Below are 15,332 nucleotides of genomic sequence, written 5' to 3'. Positions count from 1 at the left end.
CTCAAAAGTTCTTTATCCAAGAACGATGGAGATCCACAGTGAACAATAAAATTTTATTACTATTAAGCTTATCCGCTTTTCTAACCACCACCACCTCAGCTGCAACACTGAATGCAGTCCAACTCAAACAACGCCTGAGTTCTGCGGCATTAAATAAAGTACAGCAGGGTAAAATTAATATTGAAGCCCTGATCGATAATGATTCAAATGATTTATTGATCGAATATGATAACAGTGCAACCAGCACCACTTTTGGGCGAGAAAAACGTAGTCTGATTGCAGTGGGTAAAAATCAGTTCAAAACTAAATACAGCAAAGCCGCAGGCTTTCAAACCTTACGTGAGTTTAATGGCCTGCCTTTGGGCTTGTACCGGATTCAAAACCGCGAAACCTTGGCGCAAGTGTTAAATGATCCGAGCGTTAAAGGGGTGTATCCAAACCGTAAAAATGTAACCACCACCATGGAAAGCCTCCCTTTAATTAACCAACCGCAAGCGGTTACAAATGGCTTTAGCGGAGAGGGAACCAGCGTGGTAGTGATCGACACGGGCGTGAATTATAAGCATGCTGATTTTGGCTGTACCGCGGTAAATACCCCGGCATCGAGTTGTCGGGTGGTATATGCCTTTGACAGCGCTCCGGATGATAACAGTCTGGATGATGATGGGCATGGCAGCAATGTGTCAGGTATTATTGCCAAAGTTGCACCGCAAACCAAAATCATAGGGATCGATACCTTCCGTAAAATTCGTGTCAATGGTCAGTGGGGCAGTACTGCCTATGACAGTGATATTCTGGCGGCCTTAAACTGGACCGTGAACAATGCCCAAACCTATAACATTAAAGCGGTGAACCTGAGTTTAGGGGTGCCAGGGGTGAAATATACCTCTGAATGTAGCAATAGCAGTTATAGCACCGCATTTGCCAATGCACGTGCTGCAGGTGTTGTGCCTGTAGTCGCATCAGGTAATGATGGCTTTGCCGATGGTATTTCCTCACCGGCCTGTGTTGCAGGCGCTGTACGGGTAGGTGCTGTTTATGACAGCAATATTGGGGGTGTCTCCTGGGGTAATCCGGTGAAGTGTTCAGATCCGACCACTGCAGCCGATCAGGTGACCTGCTTTAGTAATGGCGGTTCACTGGTGACCCTGCTGGCACCGGGTGCCATGATTACCGCAGGCGGTGAAACTCAAGGTGGCACCTCACAGGCGGCCCCGCATGTTGCAGGCGCGATTGCCTTATTACGTGCCAATGATGTCAGCCCATCCGAGACGATAGACCAGACCGTGAACCGCTTGAAGGCAACAGGTAAGCCGATTCGCGATAAACGTACCGGTTTGATCTTCCCGCGTATTGATTTACTTGCGGCCACCAGTGGTCTCAATGCGAATTAAGCTGGGTTTAGAAGCTCAAAACTGATCCAGAAAATAGTTTAAAAGCCATAACTCGTTGCAGCTAGAGATAGCCGCAACGAGTTTTTTATGGCCTCAATGGCATTGCGCCAGTGTGCTGGCACTAAAATTACTTTGCAGTTTCTTGAAATTTGCCTGCACTGCAGGATCTTCAATATCAAATGCTGTGGAGGTGTTTGCAGAGGCACGGGTGGTATATTGTGTCGATGAACTCGCTGAAATTAATCCAGAGTGATTGAATGTCCAGTGCTCTATGGCTTGTCCGCCGTCAAAGTAGCCGGTGAATTCAATAATGCAATTTTTATCCTGTTTCATCAGTTTCGCAATATTGTCTTCTGTTGTTGGAGAAGCAGCAATATTTTTAATCTGCTCTAATACTTGGGGAGTGGCTGGGCTCTGGTTTTGCAAGGTTGAACAGGCGGTGAAACTCATTCCACTCAGCACTGAGACTAGCATGATCTTGAAGGGGCGATGCAGCATGGGCAAAATTCCGGTCCTGTGAATTAATCACTTCAGTGTGTGGTCTAGGGTCGTGAAGTTCAATGCATGTTTTGAGATAACACTGTAAATTTTAAGCTTATTTTTTGAATGAATCCAACAGCAGCATGATTTGGCAAATTCTGTCAAAAATAACGCTATAAACGGCCTGTCTTGATAATGACCGTTTCAGGGCTTAATGCCATAGTATTTTGGGCTTTAAGTACAGGGAACAAGAGGTCATGAATACAAAGTCGAAAGCTGTAGCATTTCATCGGGTCATCGTCATTGGTGGCGGTTTTGCAGGATTAGGGGCTGCTATCAAACTGAAAGAAGCTGGCATCCATGATTTTATTTTGCTTGAGAAAGCTGATGAGCTGGGTGGGGTATGGCGTGAAAATACCTATCCCGGTTGTGCCTGTGATGTGCCTTCTGCTTTGTATTCCTATTCTTTTGAACCGAATCCTGCGTGGAGTCGGGTGTTCGCTGGACAGGCTGAAATCAAACAATATTTGCAAAATACCGCACTAAAATATCAGGTCATGCCGCATGTTCACTTCAATCATGAAGCCTTAGCCGCAACGTGGTCAGATGCTAAACAGTGCTGGATCATTAAAACTACTCAAGGCGAATTGCATTCACAATTTGCGATTATGGCGTGTGGCCCGATGCATGAGCCTGTGATACCGGATGTCAAAGGATTAAAAGACTTTAAAGGGGAAATTTTCCATTCATCGCGTTGGCGCCATGATCTGGATTTAACCGGAAAACGCGTAGCCGTTGTTGGCACGGGTGCATCAGCGATCCAGTTTATTCCCCAGATTCAACCTTTGGTAAAGCAACTGACGGTATTTCAGCGCACACCGCACTGGGTTTTACCGAAGTCGGATATGCCTTTACCTGCTCCGCTCCAGACCGTTTTTAAATATCTCCCTGTTACCCAGTCGCTGATGCGTGGTTCGGTATATGGTATTTTTGAGAGTTTAAATGGCGGCTTACAAAGTAATGTAGCCATGCGACAAGTACAGCGTATTGCTGAATTTCATATTAAACGGGGAATTAAAGATCCTGAATTACGCCGTAAAGTCACGCCTAATTATGTGATTGGTTGCAAGCGGATTCTCCAGTCTAATGAATGGTATCCTGCTTTGGCACAGCCCAATGTTGAAGTGGTAGCTGCTGCTCTCAGTGAAGTTAAAGACAACCGATTATTTACTAGCGATGGTCGCTGCGTCGAAGCGGATGTGATTATTCTCGGTACGGGGTTTGAAGTGGCTGAACCGCCGATTGCCCAACGAGTGTTTAACCGTTATGGTCAGAGCATGTCAGAAGTCTGGCAGGGTAGTCCGGAAGGCTATATGGGAACCATGGTGGCGGACTGTCCAAATGGTTTCTTGATTTTTGGGCCCAATATTGCGGTGAGTTCTTCGGCATTTATTATCATTGAAGCGCAGCTGGCCTATATTATTGATGCACTTAAACAGGCGATTCAACAAAATATTCAAACCATTGAAGTTGATCCTGTGCGCATGGCCCGGTTTAATCAGCGTGTACAAGCAGCCTTACAAACCACGGTCTGGAATAAAGGCGGCTGTCAGAGTTATTTCATTGATCGTAATGGACGCAACAGTACGGTATGGCCATGGACGACGTTTAAGATGCGCCAGCAACTCAGTCATTTTAATTTAAATGAGTATCTGATTGATCGTCAGGTTGCACCACAAACTGAACCCGTTTCCGTCTGATAAGTCAAAAAAACCTCTAGTTTAAGCTAGAGGTTTTTCGATTAATTCGATGAGGGCTGACTGAGTCCGGCACGCTCAATTGGAACATTACCTTCGTTGGTTCCGACCACTGCATCCTTGGTGTCCTGCCATTTTTTAGCAGTATATTGTTTGGCTTTCTGGGTTTGCTCTTGCACGATCTCGGATTGTTCAGCGCTATATTGTTTGGTGCTTTGCCATTTTTCACTCATTTTTTGAGAGGTGTTTTCAGATGCACCCTGAATTGAGTTGCCCAGGTTCTGCATGCCTTTGCCTGTTTTATACAGCAATACACGACCGATGCTTGGGTTGTCGCCATATGGCATCGCTTTTTCAGCTTCGGCATTTGATATTGTTGCGGTGTGATTTGTGGTATCCGCTGCCCAGAGAGAAGACGAGGCCGCAAGTGCAGTGGTTAAACATAAGAGTTGTACTTTATTCATCATCTTTTCTGTCCTTTCAGCGATCGTGTCGCAATCGAGATTTTATATCTTATCGTTGAGTTGAAGAAAAGAGTGAGGATGATATGAAATTGATACGCTACGTAACCTTTATCAAAAACTTATGCAGAAAAAGAAGAGAAATAAGCAACTAAAAATACCGAGCACAATAAAATAGTCTTTTTTGCGTAAACTTGCCAAACGTATAACAGATAGATAGATTGAGCTGAAAAAAACCAGTGCAAAAACAAGAATACAAGCTAAGGGTTGGTGAAATAGCCATTGGGTATTGCTGAATAGAATAAAAATAATGCTACTCGAAATCCAGTAGAGCAGGGCATATAAAAATTTCTTGAGTGCTAATTGGCTGACAGATTGATCTAAACGCGGTAATACAACGGCCAAAATAATCAGTGCAATCATTCCGCCTAAAAAAGAAATGATCATAAAAAACAGTCCACTCATATCAGGTTTAGTTCGAATGAATGGAAAGCATGTATAGCTTGCCCAACCGATCAAGAGTAAAGCGGCATGTATAGCTGCAATAATGATATCGATACGATAATAATTTTTAGATTGAGACATTTATATAAATTTAATGCACATAAAAAAATCTGCTATTACTAACAGGTTTTTTGAAGGACTACAAATATTAGCTTAACCTTGCATACACTGACATTCGTCATCACAATGGTATCTTTAATGAATGTGATAATTGTGGATACATCAGTTTGCACAAACTGATTTATTGGATCCTTACAACCTTTTCTACACGATCCGATGAGTCATAGACCACTTGAATAATTACCTTAGCGCCTCTAGTCGCTGATTCAGGTATTGATACCGTTTCTATTAATGAATCAAACGGTAATGTACTTGCGACTAAACCATTGTATAACGCTTGTCCCAATCGTTTGGATGTGCTGTCTTGTTTGTAAAATATAAAAGTATCGATCCGTTGATCGCCGACTAATTTGCTTGAGCTTGGTGTAATTACCTTGCTAATAAATTCACTGCGAGCCATTCCAATAGTAATAGGATTTTGTATATTTTGATTATGTTCTATTTGAGGCTGAGTCTTAGAACTAGGGTTTAAACTACAACCTGTATGACCCACAGAAAGTAGGATAAGAAATGATAGAACGTATTTATTCATATGCTTATAGATCTTTTTAAAAGAAAATAAATAAAAACCCGCTTCTAAAAGCGAGTTTTTTATAAAAAGTAAATTAACCCTGCAATACACTTACATCTGCAATTGCCGTGAATAAATCACGCAACTGAGCCAGTAAACGTAAACGGTTGGCTTTTAATTCTGCATCATCTGCCATCACCATTACACCTTCAAAGAAGGCATCGATTGGTGCACGAAGCGCAGCAAGCTTAGACAAGGCTTCTGTGTAGTTACGTGCAGCAAGCAATGGCTGAACTACAGGTGTTAATGCTTGAAGTTCTGCATAAAGTGCTTTTTCAGCCGCTTCTACCAGATTCGCTTCAACCACAGCACCGTCAGGCGTTGCTTCTTTAGCCAGAATATTGGCAACACGTTTATTTGCCGCAGCCAATGCCGCCGCTTCTGGCAAGGTGCGGAAATGATTGACTGCAGTCACACGTTTATCAAAATCAAGTGGAGATTTTGGTGCAAGTGCTTGTACCGCTTGAATCACATCAACCGCAACACCTTGGTCTTCATACTTGGCACGGTAACGACCTTCAAGGAAAGCAACTGCATCGGTACGTGTCTTGTCATGATCTTTGATGATGTCGCCATAACCTTGCAAAGCAAAGTTCACCAATTCTTCAATCGTAATGTCTAATTCATTTTCAATGATTAAACGCAAGATACCGATTGCAGAACGACGTAATGCAAATGGGTCTTTCGAACCTGTTGGTGCTTGACCAATACCGAAAATACCGACCAATGTATCTAAACGGTCCGCAAGGGCAATGGTTGTACCCGTCTTGGTTTGCGGTAATACATCGCCTGCAAACTTAGGTAAATACTGTTCACCCAAAGCTTCAGCAACTTCGTTATTTTCACCTTCAAGACGCGCATAGTACGTGCCTGCAATCCCTTGAAGTTCTGGGAATTCACCCACAAGCTCAGAGGTTAAGTCGCATTTAGCCAATAACGCTGCTTTTTCTGCATCGACTGCATTCGCACCGGTAATTGGCGACAATGCCACCGCCAGTTTGGCAATACGTTGTGATTTATTCCAAAGGGTACCCAATTGTGCCTGGAACACCATGTTGGCTAATTTTTCTTTACGAGACGCAAGCGGTTGCTTCTGGTCTTGTAAGAAGAAGAACTCCGCATCGGACAAACGCGGGCGAACCACTTTCTCATTCCCTTCAATAATTTGAGCCGGATCTTTAGACTCAATATTTGAAATGGTAATGAAGTAAGGCTGTAATTTACCTTCAGCATTGATTAAACAGAAATATTTCTGGTTATCCTGCATGGTCGTGATCAAGGCTTCTTGCGGGACCGCCAAATAGCGTTCTTCAAAAGTCGCACGTAAAGCCACAGGCCATTCAACCAGACTGGTCACTTCATCAAGTAAGTCTGCTGGCACAATTGCAGTGGCATTGACTTCATCTGCCAAGGTCTTCACTTGGGCTTGAATCGTGGTTTGACGCTTTGCAAAATCAGCAACTACATAGGCTTGTTCTAACGTTGCCAAGTAGTCATTTGCATGCGCCAAAGTCACGGCTTCAGGTGCATGGAAACGATGACCATAGGTCACGTTACCTGTTTTATGATCTTGAATGCTTGCATCAATCACTTGAGCATCTTTCAGCAATACCACCCATTTGACTGGACGAACGAATTCAGTACGGCTTGCTGCTGAACGCATACGTTTTGCGATTGGCAAGTTATCCAGTGCAGTCTGTAAAATTTGCGGCAGTAAAACGTCTAGGCTTTGACCTTTGACATCTTTCAAGAAGCATACTTTTTCAACTTTACCGGCTTGGAAAGTCGAAAGCTGGTCAACGGTAATGCCTTGACCACGCATAAAGCCTTCAAGCGCTTTGGTCGGTTTGCCTTCAGCATCATAGGCAGCTTGTACTGCAGGGCCATCAAAACGTTTTTGTGTATCTGCCTGAGCCGCATCGATATCAACAATTTTCAATGCTAAACGACGTGGCGCAGCATACGCTTCGATTGAGGCAAAATTTAAGCCTGCATCTTTTAAGCCTTTTTCAGTTTCTGCCTTTAATGCATCACGTAAGGTTTTTAAGCTTTTGGGTGGAAGTTCTTCACAGCCAAGTTCGAATAAAACTGTATGCTTGGTCATTATTTATTCTCCTTCGCTTTTTCAGCTTGGGCGGCTTCTGCCTCAACTTGTGCTTTGAGCTGAGCCAATACTTCGTCACGTAAATGCGGTTCTGCCATCGGGAAACCAAGTTTGGCACGGGCAGCCACATAACTTTGTGCAATTGAACGCGCCAAAGTACGAACACGTAAAATATAACGTTGACGTTCAGTCACGGAAATCGCACCACGTGCATCGAGCAAGTTAAAGCAATGTGATGCTTTGATCACCTGTTCGTAAGCAGGAAGTGGCAATTCAGCTTCGATTAAACGAGAGGCTTCAGCTTCATAGAAGTCGAATAATTCAAACATTTTATCGACAGGTGCGTATTCGAAGTTATAGGTTGATTGCTCAACTTCGTTTTGATGGAATACGTCACCATAGGTCACTGTACCGAATTGACCTTTAGTCCAGACCAGATCGTAAACTGAGTCTACGCCTTGCAGGTACATTGCCAGACGTTCTAAGCCGTAAGTGATCTCACCTGTGACTGGGTAACATTCGATACCACCGACTTGCTGGAAGTAAGTGAACTGGGTCACTTCCATACCATTTAACCAGACTTCCCAACCCAAGCCCCAAGCGCCAAGTGTTGGAGATTCCCAGTTATCTTCCACGAAACGGATGTCATGTGTCAGCGTATCAATCCCGATTGCTTTTAATGAATCCAGGTAAAGCTGCTGGATATTGTCCGGGTTTGGTTTAAGCACCACCTGGAACTGATAGTAGTGTTGTAAACGGTTTGGGTTTTCGCCATAACGACCGTCTTTCGGACGACGTGACGGTTGAACATAAGCCGCGTTCCAGGTTTCTGGCCCCAACGCACGTAAGAAGGTTGCAGTGTGGAATGTCCCTGCACCCATTTCCATATCATATGGTTGTAATACGACGCAGCCTTGCTCCGCCCAATAGTTTTGAAGGGCAAGAATCAAGCCCTGAAATGTGTCAATATGCGATATAGCACGACTCATGGTGCATCCACTGGAATCAAACAAAAATTGTGGTTAAGTATAAGGATTTTGGGGAGGAGTGGCAAAGGCTTGTTTCTTCACCCGTAAAAATTATTCAGCATGATCTATTGCAGATTCTTTCATCTCTTTGGCTTTTAATTTAGGTCGAAACGAGGCAAAAGACCAAAAAATCAGACTCAGAATAAAACTGATTGTCAGCGTAGAGGTTGAGGCGAATGTATGCCAAACCGTTGGGAAAACGTATTCGAATAGGGGTTGGTTATGAGAAATGTTTTCATAGATGGCCAGAAAGAAATATAACAGGCTAAATGATAGGTGTGCACCGAACCACATGATCGGAAAGATAAAGCGATTTTTAGCAATGAGAATGTGGCAGATCCGGAGTAAAACGGGGAATAACAGAATATAGTAAATACCCGAAAACAGACTTGTAATATAAACAAGGTCAAGACTAAATTTTCCGGTAAACAAACAGAATAAGAACAAGAGGCTTATTGGAATAAGAGGCGTAATAATAAGGCCGATTTTCGGTTGATAATCGATATTTTTTGTTGTGTTCATCATAAATAGCGTATTTTCAGGGTTTTAAAAATTCTAAGATGATCTGCCGAGCATGTCTATCTGTATTTAGAATATGACGATTATCTTTTGTATACAGGGAACTATAAAACTTTGTTAGGATAACCTGTCATAATTTGAATTAGATTGTTCTGAAAATGAATTTAAAAAAGTATTATCTTGGTGTTTTTATATTGTTTTTAGGAGTTTTGGGATTTTACTATTTAAAGCATAACTGGACTTATTTTTCTGCTTCTTATGATTATCACTTTAAAGATTTAAGTGCAGATGAATTAAATGATTATGCAGCCTTGATCTATTATAAGAATATGAATGATCGTATCAGGGATCGAAATTATGATGAAGCGACCAAAGCAAAAAAAGCCTTAAAGGTCGAGCAGCTCTTTCAACAAGCGGCTGAACAAGGAAGTGCTTTAGCTAAATTGAATTTGACTACACTTTATTATCGGAAAGAAGACTTAAGTCGTTTTGTACCTAAGATGTTCAAACTATCTGAAGAGGCTGCGCAAGCAGGTAATGCGGATGCTCAGTTCAGGGTAGGTACATTTTTTCATACAGGTTATGGTGTAGATACAGACTATAAAAAAGCCATGTATTGGTATCGCAAAGCTGCCGAGCAGGGTAATCCTGCTGGAATGAATAATATTGGAGTACTTTATCAGCAAGGGTTAGGGGTAGAGCAAAATGGTAAGGTTTCAACAGAATGGTACATCAAAGCTGCCAATTTGGGGTATGCAAATGGTCAGGAGAATATGTTTCAAAATTATTATTCTGGGTTAAATGGTTTGCCAGAAAATAAACAAGAAGCAATGAAATGGCGAGAAATGTGTTATTACCGTACTGAGGAAATACCGATTCAGCCTGTTTTTGATTTTGATCTGAAAAGAAAAGAAACTTATCCAAATACCTGTAAGGATAAAAATAGGTTTTAGTGGGTGTGCAATAAGGTATAAATATGATTTTAATCCCTATCTATTTATACCTATTTTTTAGGTTTTTAATTATTTGATAATAAATATCTTTTTATATCTCTTTTATTTAAGCGTCACCCCATGACGTGTAGCATCTCTCATGCTCTTAATTTCACAATGTAGACATGTTAATTTTTAAACGATCTTCTCTGTTTTTTTCAGGTCGTTTGAAATGTCTGATCGCATTCGTGAAAAGCTGCAAATTTTAGCGGACGCTGCCAAATATGACGTGTCCTGTTCTTCCAGTGGCAGTGACCGTAAAAACAAAGGCAAGGGACTTGGAGATGCCAGCCATTCAGGGATTTGCCATAGCTATACCGAAGATGGACGCTGCGTTTCCTTGCTGAAAATCTTGTTCAGTAATGTCTGTATTTTTGATTGCGCTTATTGCGTATCACGCCGTTCTAATGACGTAAAACGTGCGGCATTTACCGTGCAGGAAGTGGTTGACCTGACCATCAATTTCTATCGACGTAATTATATTGAGGGGCTATTTCTCAGTTCAGGTATTTTCAAGTCCGCAGATTACACCATGGAGCGCATGCTGCAAGTGGTGAAGAAGCTGCGTCTTGAAGAAAACTTCAATGGTTATATTCATCTCAAGACCATTCCAGGTGCTTCCCCAGAACTGATCCATGAAGCAGGGCTATATGCCGACCGGATGAGTATCAATCTGGAAATGCCGACAGAAGCCGGACTGAAAACCTTTGCGCCTGAAAAATCGCATCAGGAAGTACAAAAGGATTTGGGTCTGGTTCGCGATCGCCTGATTCAGTTGAAAGATGAGCGGCAGGTGATCAAGCATGTGCCAAAATACGTACCTGCGGGACAGACCACACAAATGGTCGTGGGGGCCCATCAGGAAACCGATCAGGATGTGCTGTTAATGGCGGATCGGCATTACAAGGAATTTAAACTTAAACGGGTTTATTTCTCGGGTTATATTCCGATCAATACCGAGAATCATTATTTACCTGCTGTGGGTTCAGCGCCACCACTATTACGTGAAAACCGACTATACCAGAGTGACTGGTTGATGCGTTTTTATGGCTTTCAGGTCAATGAAATTGTAGATGAGCGTTTTCCGCATCTGGATCTGGATATTGACCCGAAACTGAGCTGGGCCTTACGCCATCCTGAACAATTCCCGGTGGATTTAAACCGTGCCGATTATCAGATGGTATTGCGTGTGCCCGGCATCGGGGTGAAATCAGCCAAGAAAATTGTGCAGGCAAGACGTTTTGGCAAAATCCATATCGATTTATTGAAACAGCTCGGTGTGGCCTATTCGCGGGCAAAGTTTTTTATTCGCTGTGAAGACAGCCCACGTTTTCAGAAGGAACTTTCTCCTCATTATATCCGTCAGCAAATCCTGACGCAGGGTTCTTCAAAATACGTGCAACAACTTTCACCGCAGCTGAGTTTAGGCTTTTAAGCGTGTTCACTGATCCAGTGGCGTATTGCTTTGATGGTTCCATGGCGGGACTGCTGAGTTGTGTTTTTCGAGCCTTTCAGTTCAAAGAATTTGAGGTGCAGCTGTGTCTGCACAATCAGGTCCAACATGGCCTGTTTGCCAGTCTGATTGAGGTGCCAACGCATGAACAGCAGGCACAACGGGTCTGGGCAGGCCTGCAGCAGAAACTATCGCAATCGGCCTTGAGACAATTCTATTTTACGTCTTTATCAGAATCGCTGGAGGCTTATCAGCATTTATTTAATTACTGTATTTATGTGTTCCAGCAGCAAGTTTCTGTTGAAAAAGACTATTCACATCCGAGTGTGCTGGCTATTGCGCAATGGACCAAAAAGGTCGGGCGTGAAAAACACCGGATGGAGGCATTTATACGTTTTAAGAAAACCTCGGATGGGCTATTTCTGAGTTTGGTACGACCGGATTTTAATGTATTGCCTCTGATTCAGCCGCATTTTAAACGTCGTTATCAGGATCAACGCTGGCTGATTTATGATGAGCAGCGCCAATATGGGCTGTATTATGACTTGCATGAGATTCATGAAGTCTCGATGGAGGTGAATGAGATCGACCGTAATATTGAAACGGGCTTTAGTCAAAGCTTCCAGTTAGAACTGGATGAGCAGGAAGCGTTATATGATCAGTTATGGAAAGATTACTTCAATAGCGTCAATATTAAAGAACGGCAGAATATCAAACTCCATGTGCAATATTTGCCAAAACGATACTGGCGTTATCTAAATGAAAAATATCTTTAGTGCTTGGGTGAGGGGCCTGAAAAGAAGTGTGCTTGAGAGCCACTTGCAGTTTTAATTGAATCTGAGTAAAAAATAAACTTGTCCTTACGGCTTGAACACGATTTTAAAAATGACAAAACCAAGAGCTAGAAAATGAACAAATTAAGTTTTAAATGCCTATTACTGGCAATGACCTGTTTAAGTGTGGAGGTCATGGCGGAAACACCGGATAAATCTACCGATGCTTATAGCCTTTGTGTGGATGAAACCATTCAGGAATTGGGACTGGGCAATATCAATAATGCCGTGGTGGAAATCTGTAGTAGCAGAACCAAAACATTATATAGCAAGCAGATCGTACAATTACTCGACCAAATCAAGAAGCAGAGTCAAGAATATCAGCAGCCTGAACGCTACAACGACATTATGAAATCACAACAATTGTGGAAAAGTTTTGTGGATCAGGAATGCCGTAATGCGGGTGCCTATATTGGCTCGCCGATGTATGAGTTTTGCCCGATGCAAAAATATGGCGAGCGAATTGAGCAGTTAAAAGAATATCTGAACTGAGAAAATTTATTTTCAACAGCTTTACTCATAATCTAAAACTATAATTTAAATACACCTTCAGCTTGAGTCGGCGTATACTTCTGCCTCGAATAAAACAACACTATTCCAGCAAGGTGCATTGTGAGCTCTACCCAATCAGACTGGCTAAATCTGCTTAAACCTAATTATAAAGTCCTGCCTTTGAGGGAGAGGATGCTGTCAGGCGTTGGCGCTTTATGTGGTCTGGCGATTTCCTCACTCATCAGCTGGTATGTGCTGGGGGGCATGAATGCCTGGTATATTGCACCGATGGGCGCTTCTTCAGTGCTCCTCTTTGCGGTACCCAATAGTCCCTTGGCGCAACCGTGGAATGTGGTGGTCGGTAATACCTTGGCGGGTTTGATTGGGGTTGCCTGTACTCAATTATTGCCTGATCTGACCACTGCTTTTAGTGTGGCCGTTGGTCTGGCAATTTTTATGATGATGACCACAGATTCGCTACATCCGCCCAGTGGGGCAGTGGCGATTACCGCCGTGTTGGGCGGGGAGGCGGTCCATCGGCTGGGTTTCCATTTTATCTTATATCCGGTGCTGCTGAACTCGATTTTATTACTGGTTTTCGCGGTAGTGTTTAACCGTTTGATTGGGCGTCATTATCCTTTGACTGCGCATGTCAATGAACGTTCTAAAGACCCGACACCGACACAGAAAGTCTCGATCCAGCCGAAAGATATTGAATATGCTTTAGAACATCACACCGAGCTGTTAGACATTAGCCAATATGATCTGGAAAAAATCATTTTAGAAGCGCAAGAACATGCCAATGAGCGACTGGTCAACTCATTTGTCTGTCAGGATATTATGAGTCGGGACGTGATTAAACTGCATGAAAATGATGATATCCATCAGGCCGTAGATAAATTCAAGGCGGTTAACCTGATGAGTTTGCCTGTGGTCAATGCAGAGGAAAAACTGGTCGGGACGCTGGCTTTATACGAAGTGGTGGAATGGTTTAAGGGCGCGACCGATCCACGTAATTCATGGCAGTATTTTGTGCGACAGATTATGAGCCGGAGAGTGGTGACGGTTGATCCGTTACAGCCGATTCAGGATTTGGTGCCTTATTTTGTAGAAAAATCTTTTAACTATATTCCAGTGGTTGAAAACCAGCGGCTGGTCGGCATTATCAGTCGTGCCGATATGATTGCGGCCTTACAGCAGCAGCTGAATAAAAAATTAAGTTAAAAAAAAGCTACGGTTGGATTAGGGGTAATTTCAACCGTAGCGACCAAAAAGGAAAGTGAGAAATTAACGTTTTATGCCTTGGTCTTCATAGACAGTTTTCACAGGCTGGTTATAGCCTTGAACATGGTCAACACGCGCTTGCTGACGTTTTGGAATGACCAGCCATAAAATGAGGTACACCAAAATACCCGGGAAAGCGGCGCTCATAATCGAGATCACAACAAAGATCAGGCGTAATAAATTTGCATTCCAACCAAATCGTTCCGCAATACCGCCCATCACACCAGCGATCATGCTTTGTTGGTTTGAGCGATATAAACCAGAGTTGGTCATCGAGTGTATCTCCTTAAATTTATGAAATGGCAGCAAAAAGTAAAATATGAGTTGAAGAGCTGCTGTTATTTAAGAGATATGGGCGATGAATTTTTTTTAAAGTTTAAACAGATGAGAGATTAGTTAAGTTGTGTAAATTCTTGCTGGAAAAAACAACAGCATCGCCTAAAATGCACCGACTTAAAGCACACTGCTTTGTTAATTTGCTATTTCCATCCTATTGCGACGGTCTACATTACCTATCACAGGTATGTAGCAGCACTCAATGAAGTCCTGTTAAAAACCTAGGGCACAGCGTGAAAAGTACGCGGTAGCGATGTTGATGTTAGAGATTTGTAGATATGCAGTTCAGGTTATCCTTACAGCAGCTTAGTGTAGGAGTCTTATTGAGTCTAAGTTTGATGGCGTGTGATAGTCATCATCCGGAACCTGTAAGACAACAACCGCAGACGCAATCGGATCATGAAGCGAGTTATGTCCTCGCAGATGAACAAGAGCAAGCAACTTCTGATACAGAAGCGATGTCGCTCAATCAGGTTGCTGGACAAGCCACCTTGTCACATCCTGTGGTGCGTCAAGATAATCATAGTCGACCCTCGGAAGCTGATCTGATCTATGTCGGTCGCTATCATGCCCGCATTCCATGTACAGACCCTTTTGCAGGCTGTGTAAATAATGAAAAAGAAGCTGAATATATCCTGAATTTATTAAGTGATGGTTCAGTGTACTGGACCAATACCAGCTTTGGGCGTCTCGGTTCTGATCCAACACGTAGTGTGGCCAAGATCGAACAAACCTGTAAACAGGTGCACTGGCATGTGCATAAAGAACTGAATGAGATCATGGTGCGTTGTGATGCGGCAGATCTAAATCTTTACTATAAGATCAATCAGCATCAGGATCTGGTATTAAATCTGGACAAGATGTGGAATGAAGGCAATGGCAATAACCGCAAGTTCTTTAAAGAATATCCTTTTCCGCAGCAAGCCTATGTCTTTAAAAGAGTAGAATAAAAATTGTTTTTATCATAAAAAAGAGCGCAATGAGCGCTCTTTTTTTTACAGCCT

At 42.8% G+C, this 15,332-nt stretch carries 15 protein-coding genes; 8 read left to right on the top strand and 7 right to left on the bottom strand.

The annotated features are described in order from the left end of the window. Positions 1-38: 38 nt before the first annotated feature. Positions 39-1,394, top strand: a complete 1,356-nt coding sequence (locus tag MSG93_RS06520; protein ID WP_262768927.1) for a S8 family serine peptidase — start codon at positions 39-41, stop codon at positions 1,392-1,394. Positions 1,395-1,487: 93 nt separating this feature from the next. Here MSG93_RS06520 and MSG93_RS06515 read toward each other — a convergent pair whose 3' ends face one another. Beyond that, positions 1,488-1,892, bottom strand: coding sequence for a hypothetical protein (locus tag MSG93_RS06515; RefSeq protein ID WP_324621054.1), 405 nt, complete (start codon positions 1,890-1,892; stop codon positions 1,488-1,490). 239 nt (positions 1,893-2,131) lie between these two features. Between MSG93_RS06515 and MSG93_RS06510 the strand changes: the two genes are divergently transcribed. Further along, complete coding sequence (locus tag MSG93_RS06510) at positions 2,132-3,634, top strand: NAD(P)/FAD-dependent oxidoreductase (protein WP_324621053.1); 1,503 nt, start codon at positions 2,132-2,134, stop codon at positions 3,632-3,634. A 41-nt stretch (positions 3,635-3,675) separates the two neighbouring features. Here MSG93_RS06510 and MSG93_RS06505 read toward each other — a convergent pair whose 3' ends face one another. The 5 genes from MSG93_RS06505 to glyQ form a co-directional block, all read right to left on the bottom strand. Next, positions 3,676-4,098, bottom strand: coding sequence for a hypothetical protein (locus MSG93_RS06505; protein WP_005227501.1), 423 nt, complete (start codon positions 4,096-4,098; stop codon positions 3,676-3,678). 108 nt (positions 4,099-4,206) lie between these two features. Further along, positions 4,207-4,677: a hypothetical protein gene (locus MSG93_RS06500; protein WP_262475756.1), complete on the bottom strand. Its 471-nt coding sequence runs from the start codon at positions 4,675-4,677 to the stop codon at positions 4,207-4,209. Between the two features lie 160 nt (positions 4,678-4,837). Further along, a complete protein-coding gene (locus MSG93_RS06495) occupies positions 4,838-5,248 on the bottom strand; it encodes a hypothetical protein (RefSeq protein WP_262754872.1) in 411 nt (136 codons plus the stop codon). Positions 5,249-5,321: 73 nt separating this feature from the next. Next, positions 5,322-7,391, bottom strand: a complete 2,070-nt coding sequence (gene glyS, locus MSG93_RS06490) for a glycine--tRNA ligase subunit beta (RefSeq protein ID WP_324621051.1) — start codon at positions 7,389-7,391, stop codon at positions 5,322-5,324. Further along, complete coding sequence (gene glyQ / locus MSG93_RS06485) at positions 7,391-8,380, bottom strand: glycine--tRNA ligase subunit alpha (RefSeq protein ID WP_004775941.1); 990 nt, start codon at positions 8,378-8,380, stop codon at positions 7,391-7,393. Before glyQ ends, glyS begins: the two co-directional genes overlap by 1 nt. Positions 8,381-9,096: 716 nt before the next feature. Between glyQ and MSG93_RS06480 the strand changes: the two genes are divergently transcribed. The 5 genes from MSG93_RS06480 (at position 9,097) to MSG93_RS06460 (ending at position 13,932) form a co-directional block, all read left to right on the top strand. Then, positions 9,097-9,891: a tetratricopeptide repeat protein gene (locus tag MSG93_RS06480; RefSeq protein ID WP_324621048.1), complete on the top strand. Its 795-nt coding sequence runs from the start codon at positions 9,097-9,099 to the stop codon at positions 9,889-9,891. A 211-nt stretch (positions 9,892-10,102) separates the two neighbouring features. Continuing rightward, the gene (locus tag MSG93_RS06475; RefSeq protein ID WP_005227493.1) at positions 10,103-11,365 is read left to right on the top strand and encodes a putative DNA modification/repair radical SAM protein; all 1,263 of its coding nucleotides are present in this window, start codon (positions 10,103-10,105) and stop codon (positions 11,363-11,365) included. Positions 11,366-11,367: 2 nt separating this feature from the next. Further along, complete coding sequence (locus tag MSG93_RS06470) at positions 11,368-12,159, top strand: TIGR03915 family putative DNA repair protein (protein WP_202740479.1); 792 nt, start codon at positions 11,368-11,370, stop codon at positions 12,157-12,159. A gap of 132 nt (positions 12,160-12,291) precedes the next feature. Continuing rightward, the gene (locus tag MSG93_RS06465) at positions 12,292-12,708 is read left to right on the top strand and encodes a lysozyme inhibitor LprI family protein (protein WP_202740480.1); all 417 of its coding nucleotides are present in this window, start codon (positions 12,292-12,294) and stop codon (positions 12,706-12,708) included. Positions 12,709-12,828: 120 nt separating this feature from the next. Further along, positions 12,829-13,932, top strand: a complete 1,104-nt coding sequence (locus MSG93_RS06460; RefSeq protein ID WP_324621046.1) for an HPP family protein — start codon at positions 12,829-12,831, stop codon at positions 13,930-13,932. Positions 13,933-13,995: 63 nt separating this feature from the next. Here MSG93_RS06460 and MSG93_RS06455 read toward each other — a convergent pair whose 3' ends face one another. Further along, complete coding sequence (locus MSG93_RS06455) at positions 13,996-14,265, bottom strand: PspC domain-containing protein (protein WP_005227485.1); 270 nt, start codon at positions 14,263-14,265, stop codon at positions 13,996-13,998. Between the two features lie 341 nt (positions 14,266-14,606). On the opposite strand from MSG93_RS06455, the gene MSG93_RS06450 reads away from it, so the two are divergent. Next, entirely contained in the window at positions 14,607-15,278 is a 672-nt protein-coding gene (locus MSG93_RS06450) for a hypothetical protein (protein WP_324621045.1), read from the top strand. Positions 15,279-15,332: the final 54 nt, after the last annotated feature.

Origin of the sequence: Acinetobacter sp. IK40, from assembly GCF_035615075.1 — a bacterium.
Lineage (GTDB): Bacteria > Pseudomonadota > Gammaproteobacteria > Pseudomonadales > Moraxellaceae > Acinetobacter > Acinetobacter courvalinii.
The sequence above is the reverse complement of the archived record's forward strand: the minus strand, read 5'-3'. Positions and strand labels throughout refer to the sequence as shown.

Excerpts from the sequence above, each read along its gene's own strand:
- MSG93_RS06480 (WP_324621048.1), top strand. The coding sequence starts at position 9,097 with ATGAATTTAAAAAAGTATTATCTTGGTGTTTTTATATTGTTTTTAGGA.
- glyQ (WP_004775941.1), bottom strand. The coding sequence starts at position 8,380 with ATGAGTCGTGCTATATCGCATATTGACACATTTCAGGGCTTGATTCTT.
- MSG93_RS06475 (WP_005227493.1), top strand. The coding sequence starts at position 10,103 with ATGTCTGATCGCATTCGTGAAAAGCTGCAAATTTTAGCGGACGCTGCC.
- MSG93_RS06495 (WP_262754872.1), bottom strand. The coding sequence starts at position 5,248 with ATGAATAAATACGTTCTATCATTTCTTATCCTACTTTCTGTGGGTCAT.
- glyS (WP_324621051.1), bottom strand. The coding sequence starts at position 7,391 with ATGACCAAGCATACAGTTTTATTCGAACTTGGCTGTGAAGAACTTCCA.
- MSG93_RS06465 (WP_202740480.1), top strand. The coding sequence starts at position 12,292 with ATGAACAAATTAAGTTTTAAATGCCTATTACTGGCAATGACCTGTTTA.
- MSG93_RS06450 (WP_324621045.1), top strand. The coding sequence starts at position 14,607 with ATGCAGTTCAGGTTATCCTTACAGCAGCTTAGTGTAGGAGTCTTATTG.
- MSG93_RS06515 (WP_324621054.1), bottom strand. The coding sequence starts at position 1,892 with ATGCTGCATCGCCCCTTCAAGATCATGCTAGTCTCAGTGCTGAGTGGA.
- MSG93_RS06505 (WP_005227501.1), bottom strand. The coding sequence starts at position 4,098 with ATGATGAATAAAGTACAACTCTTATGTTTAACCACTGCACTTGCGGCC.
- MSG93_RS06500 (WP_262475756.1), bottom strand. The coding sequence starts at position 4,677 with ATGTCTCAATCTAAAAATTATTATCGTATCGATATCATTATTGCAGCT.
- MSG93_RS06510 (WP_324621053.1), top strand. The coding sequence starts at position 2,132 with ATGAATACAAAGTCGAAAGCTGTAGCATTTCATCGGGTCATCGTCATT.
- MSG93_RS06455 (WP_005227485.1), bottom strand. The coding sequence starts at position 14,265 with ATGACCAACTCTGGTTTATATCGCTCAAACCAACAAAGCATGATCGCT.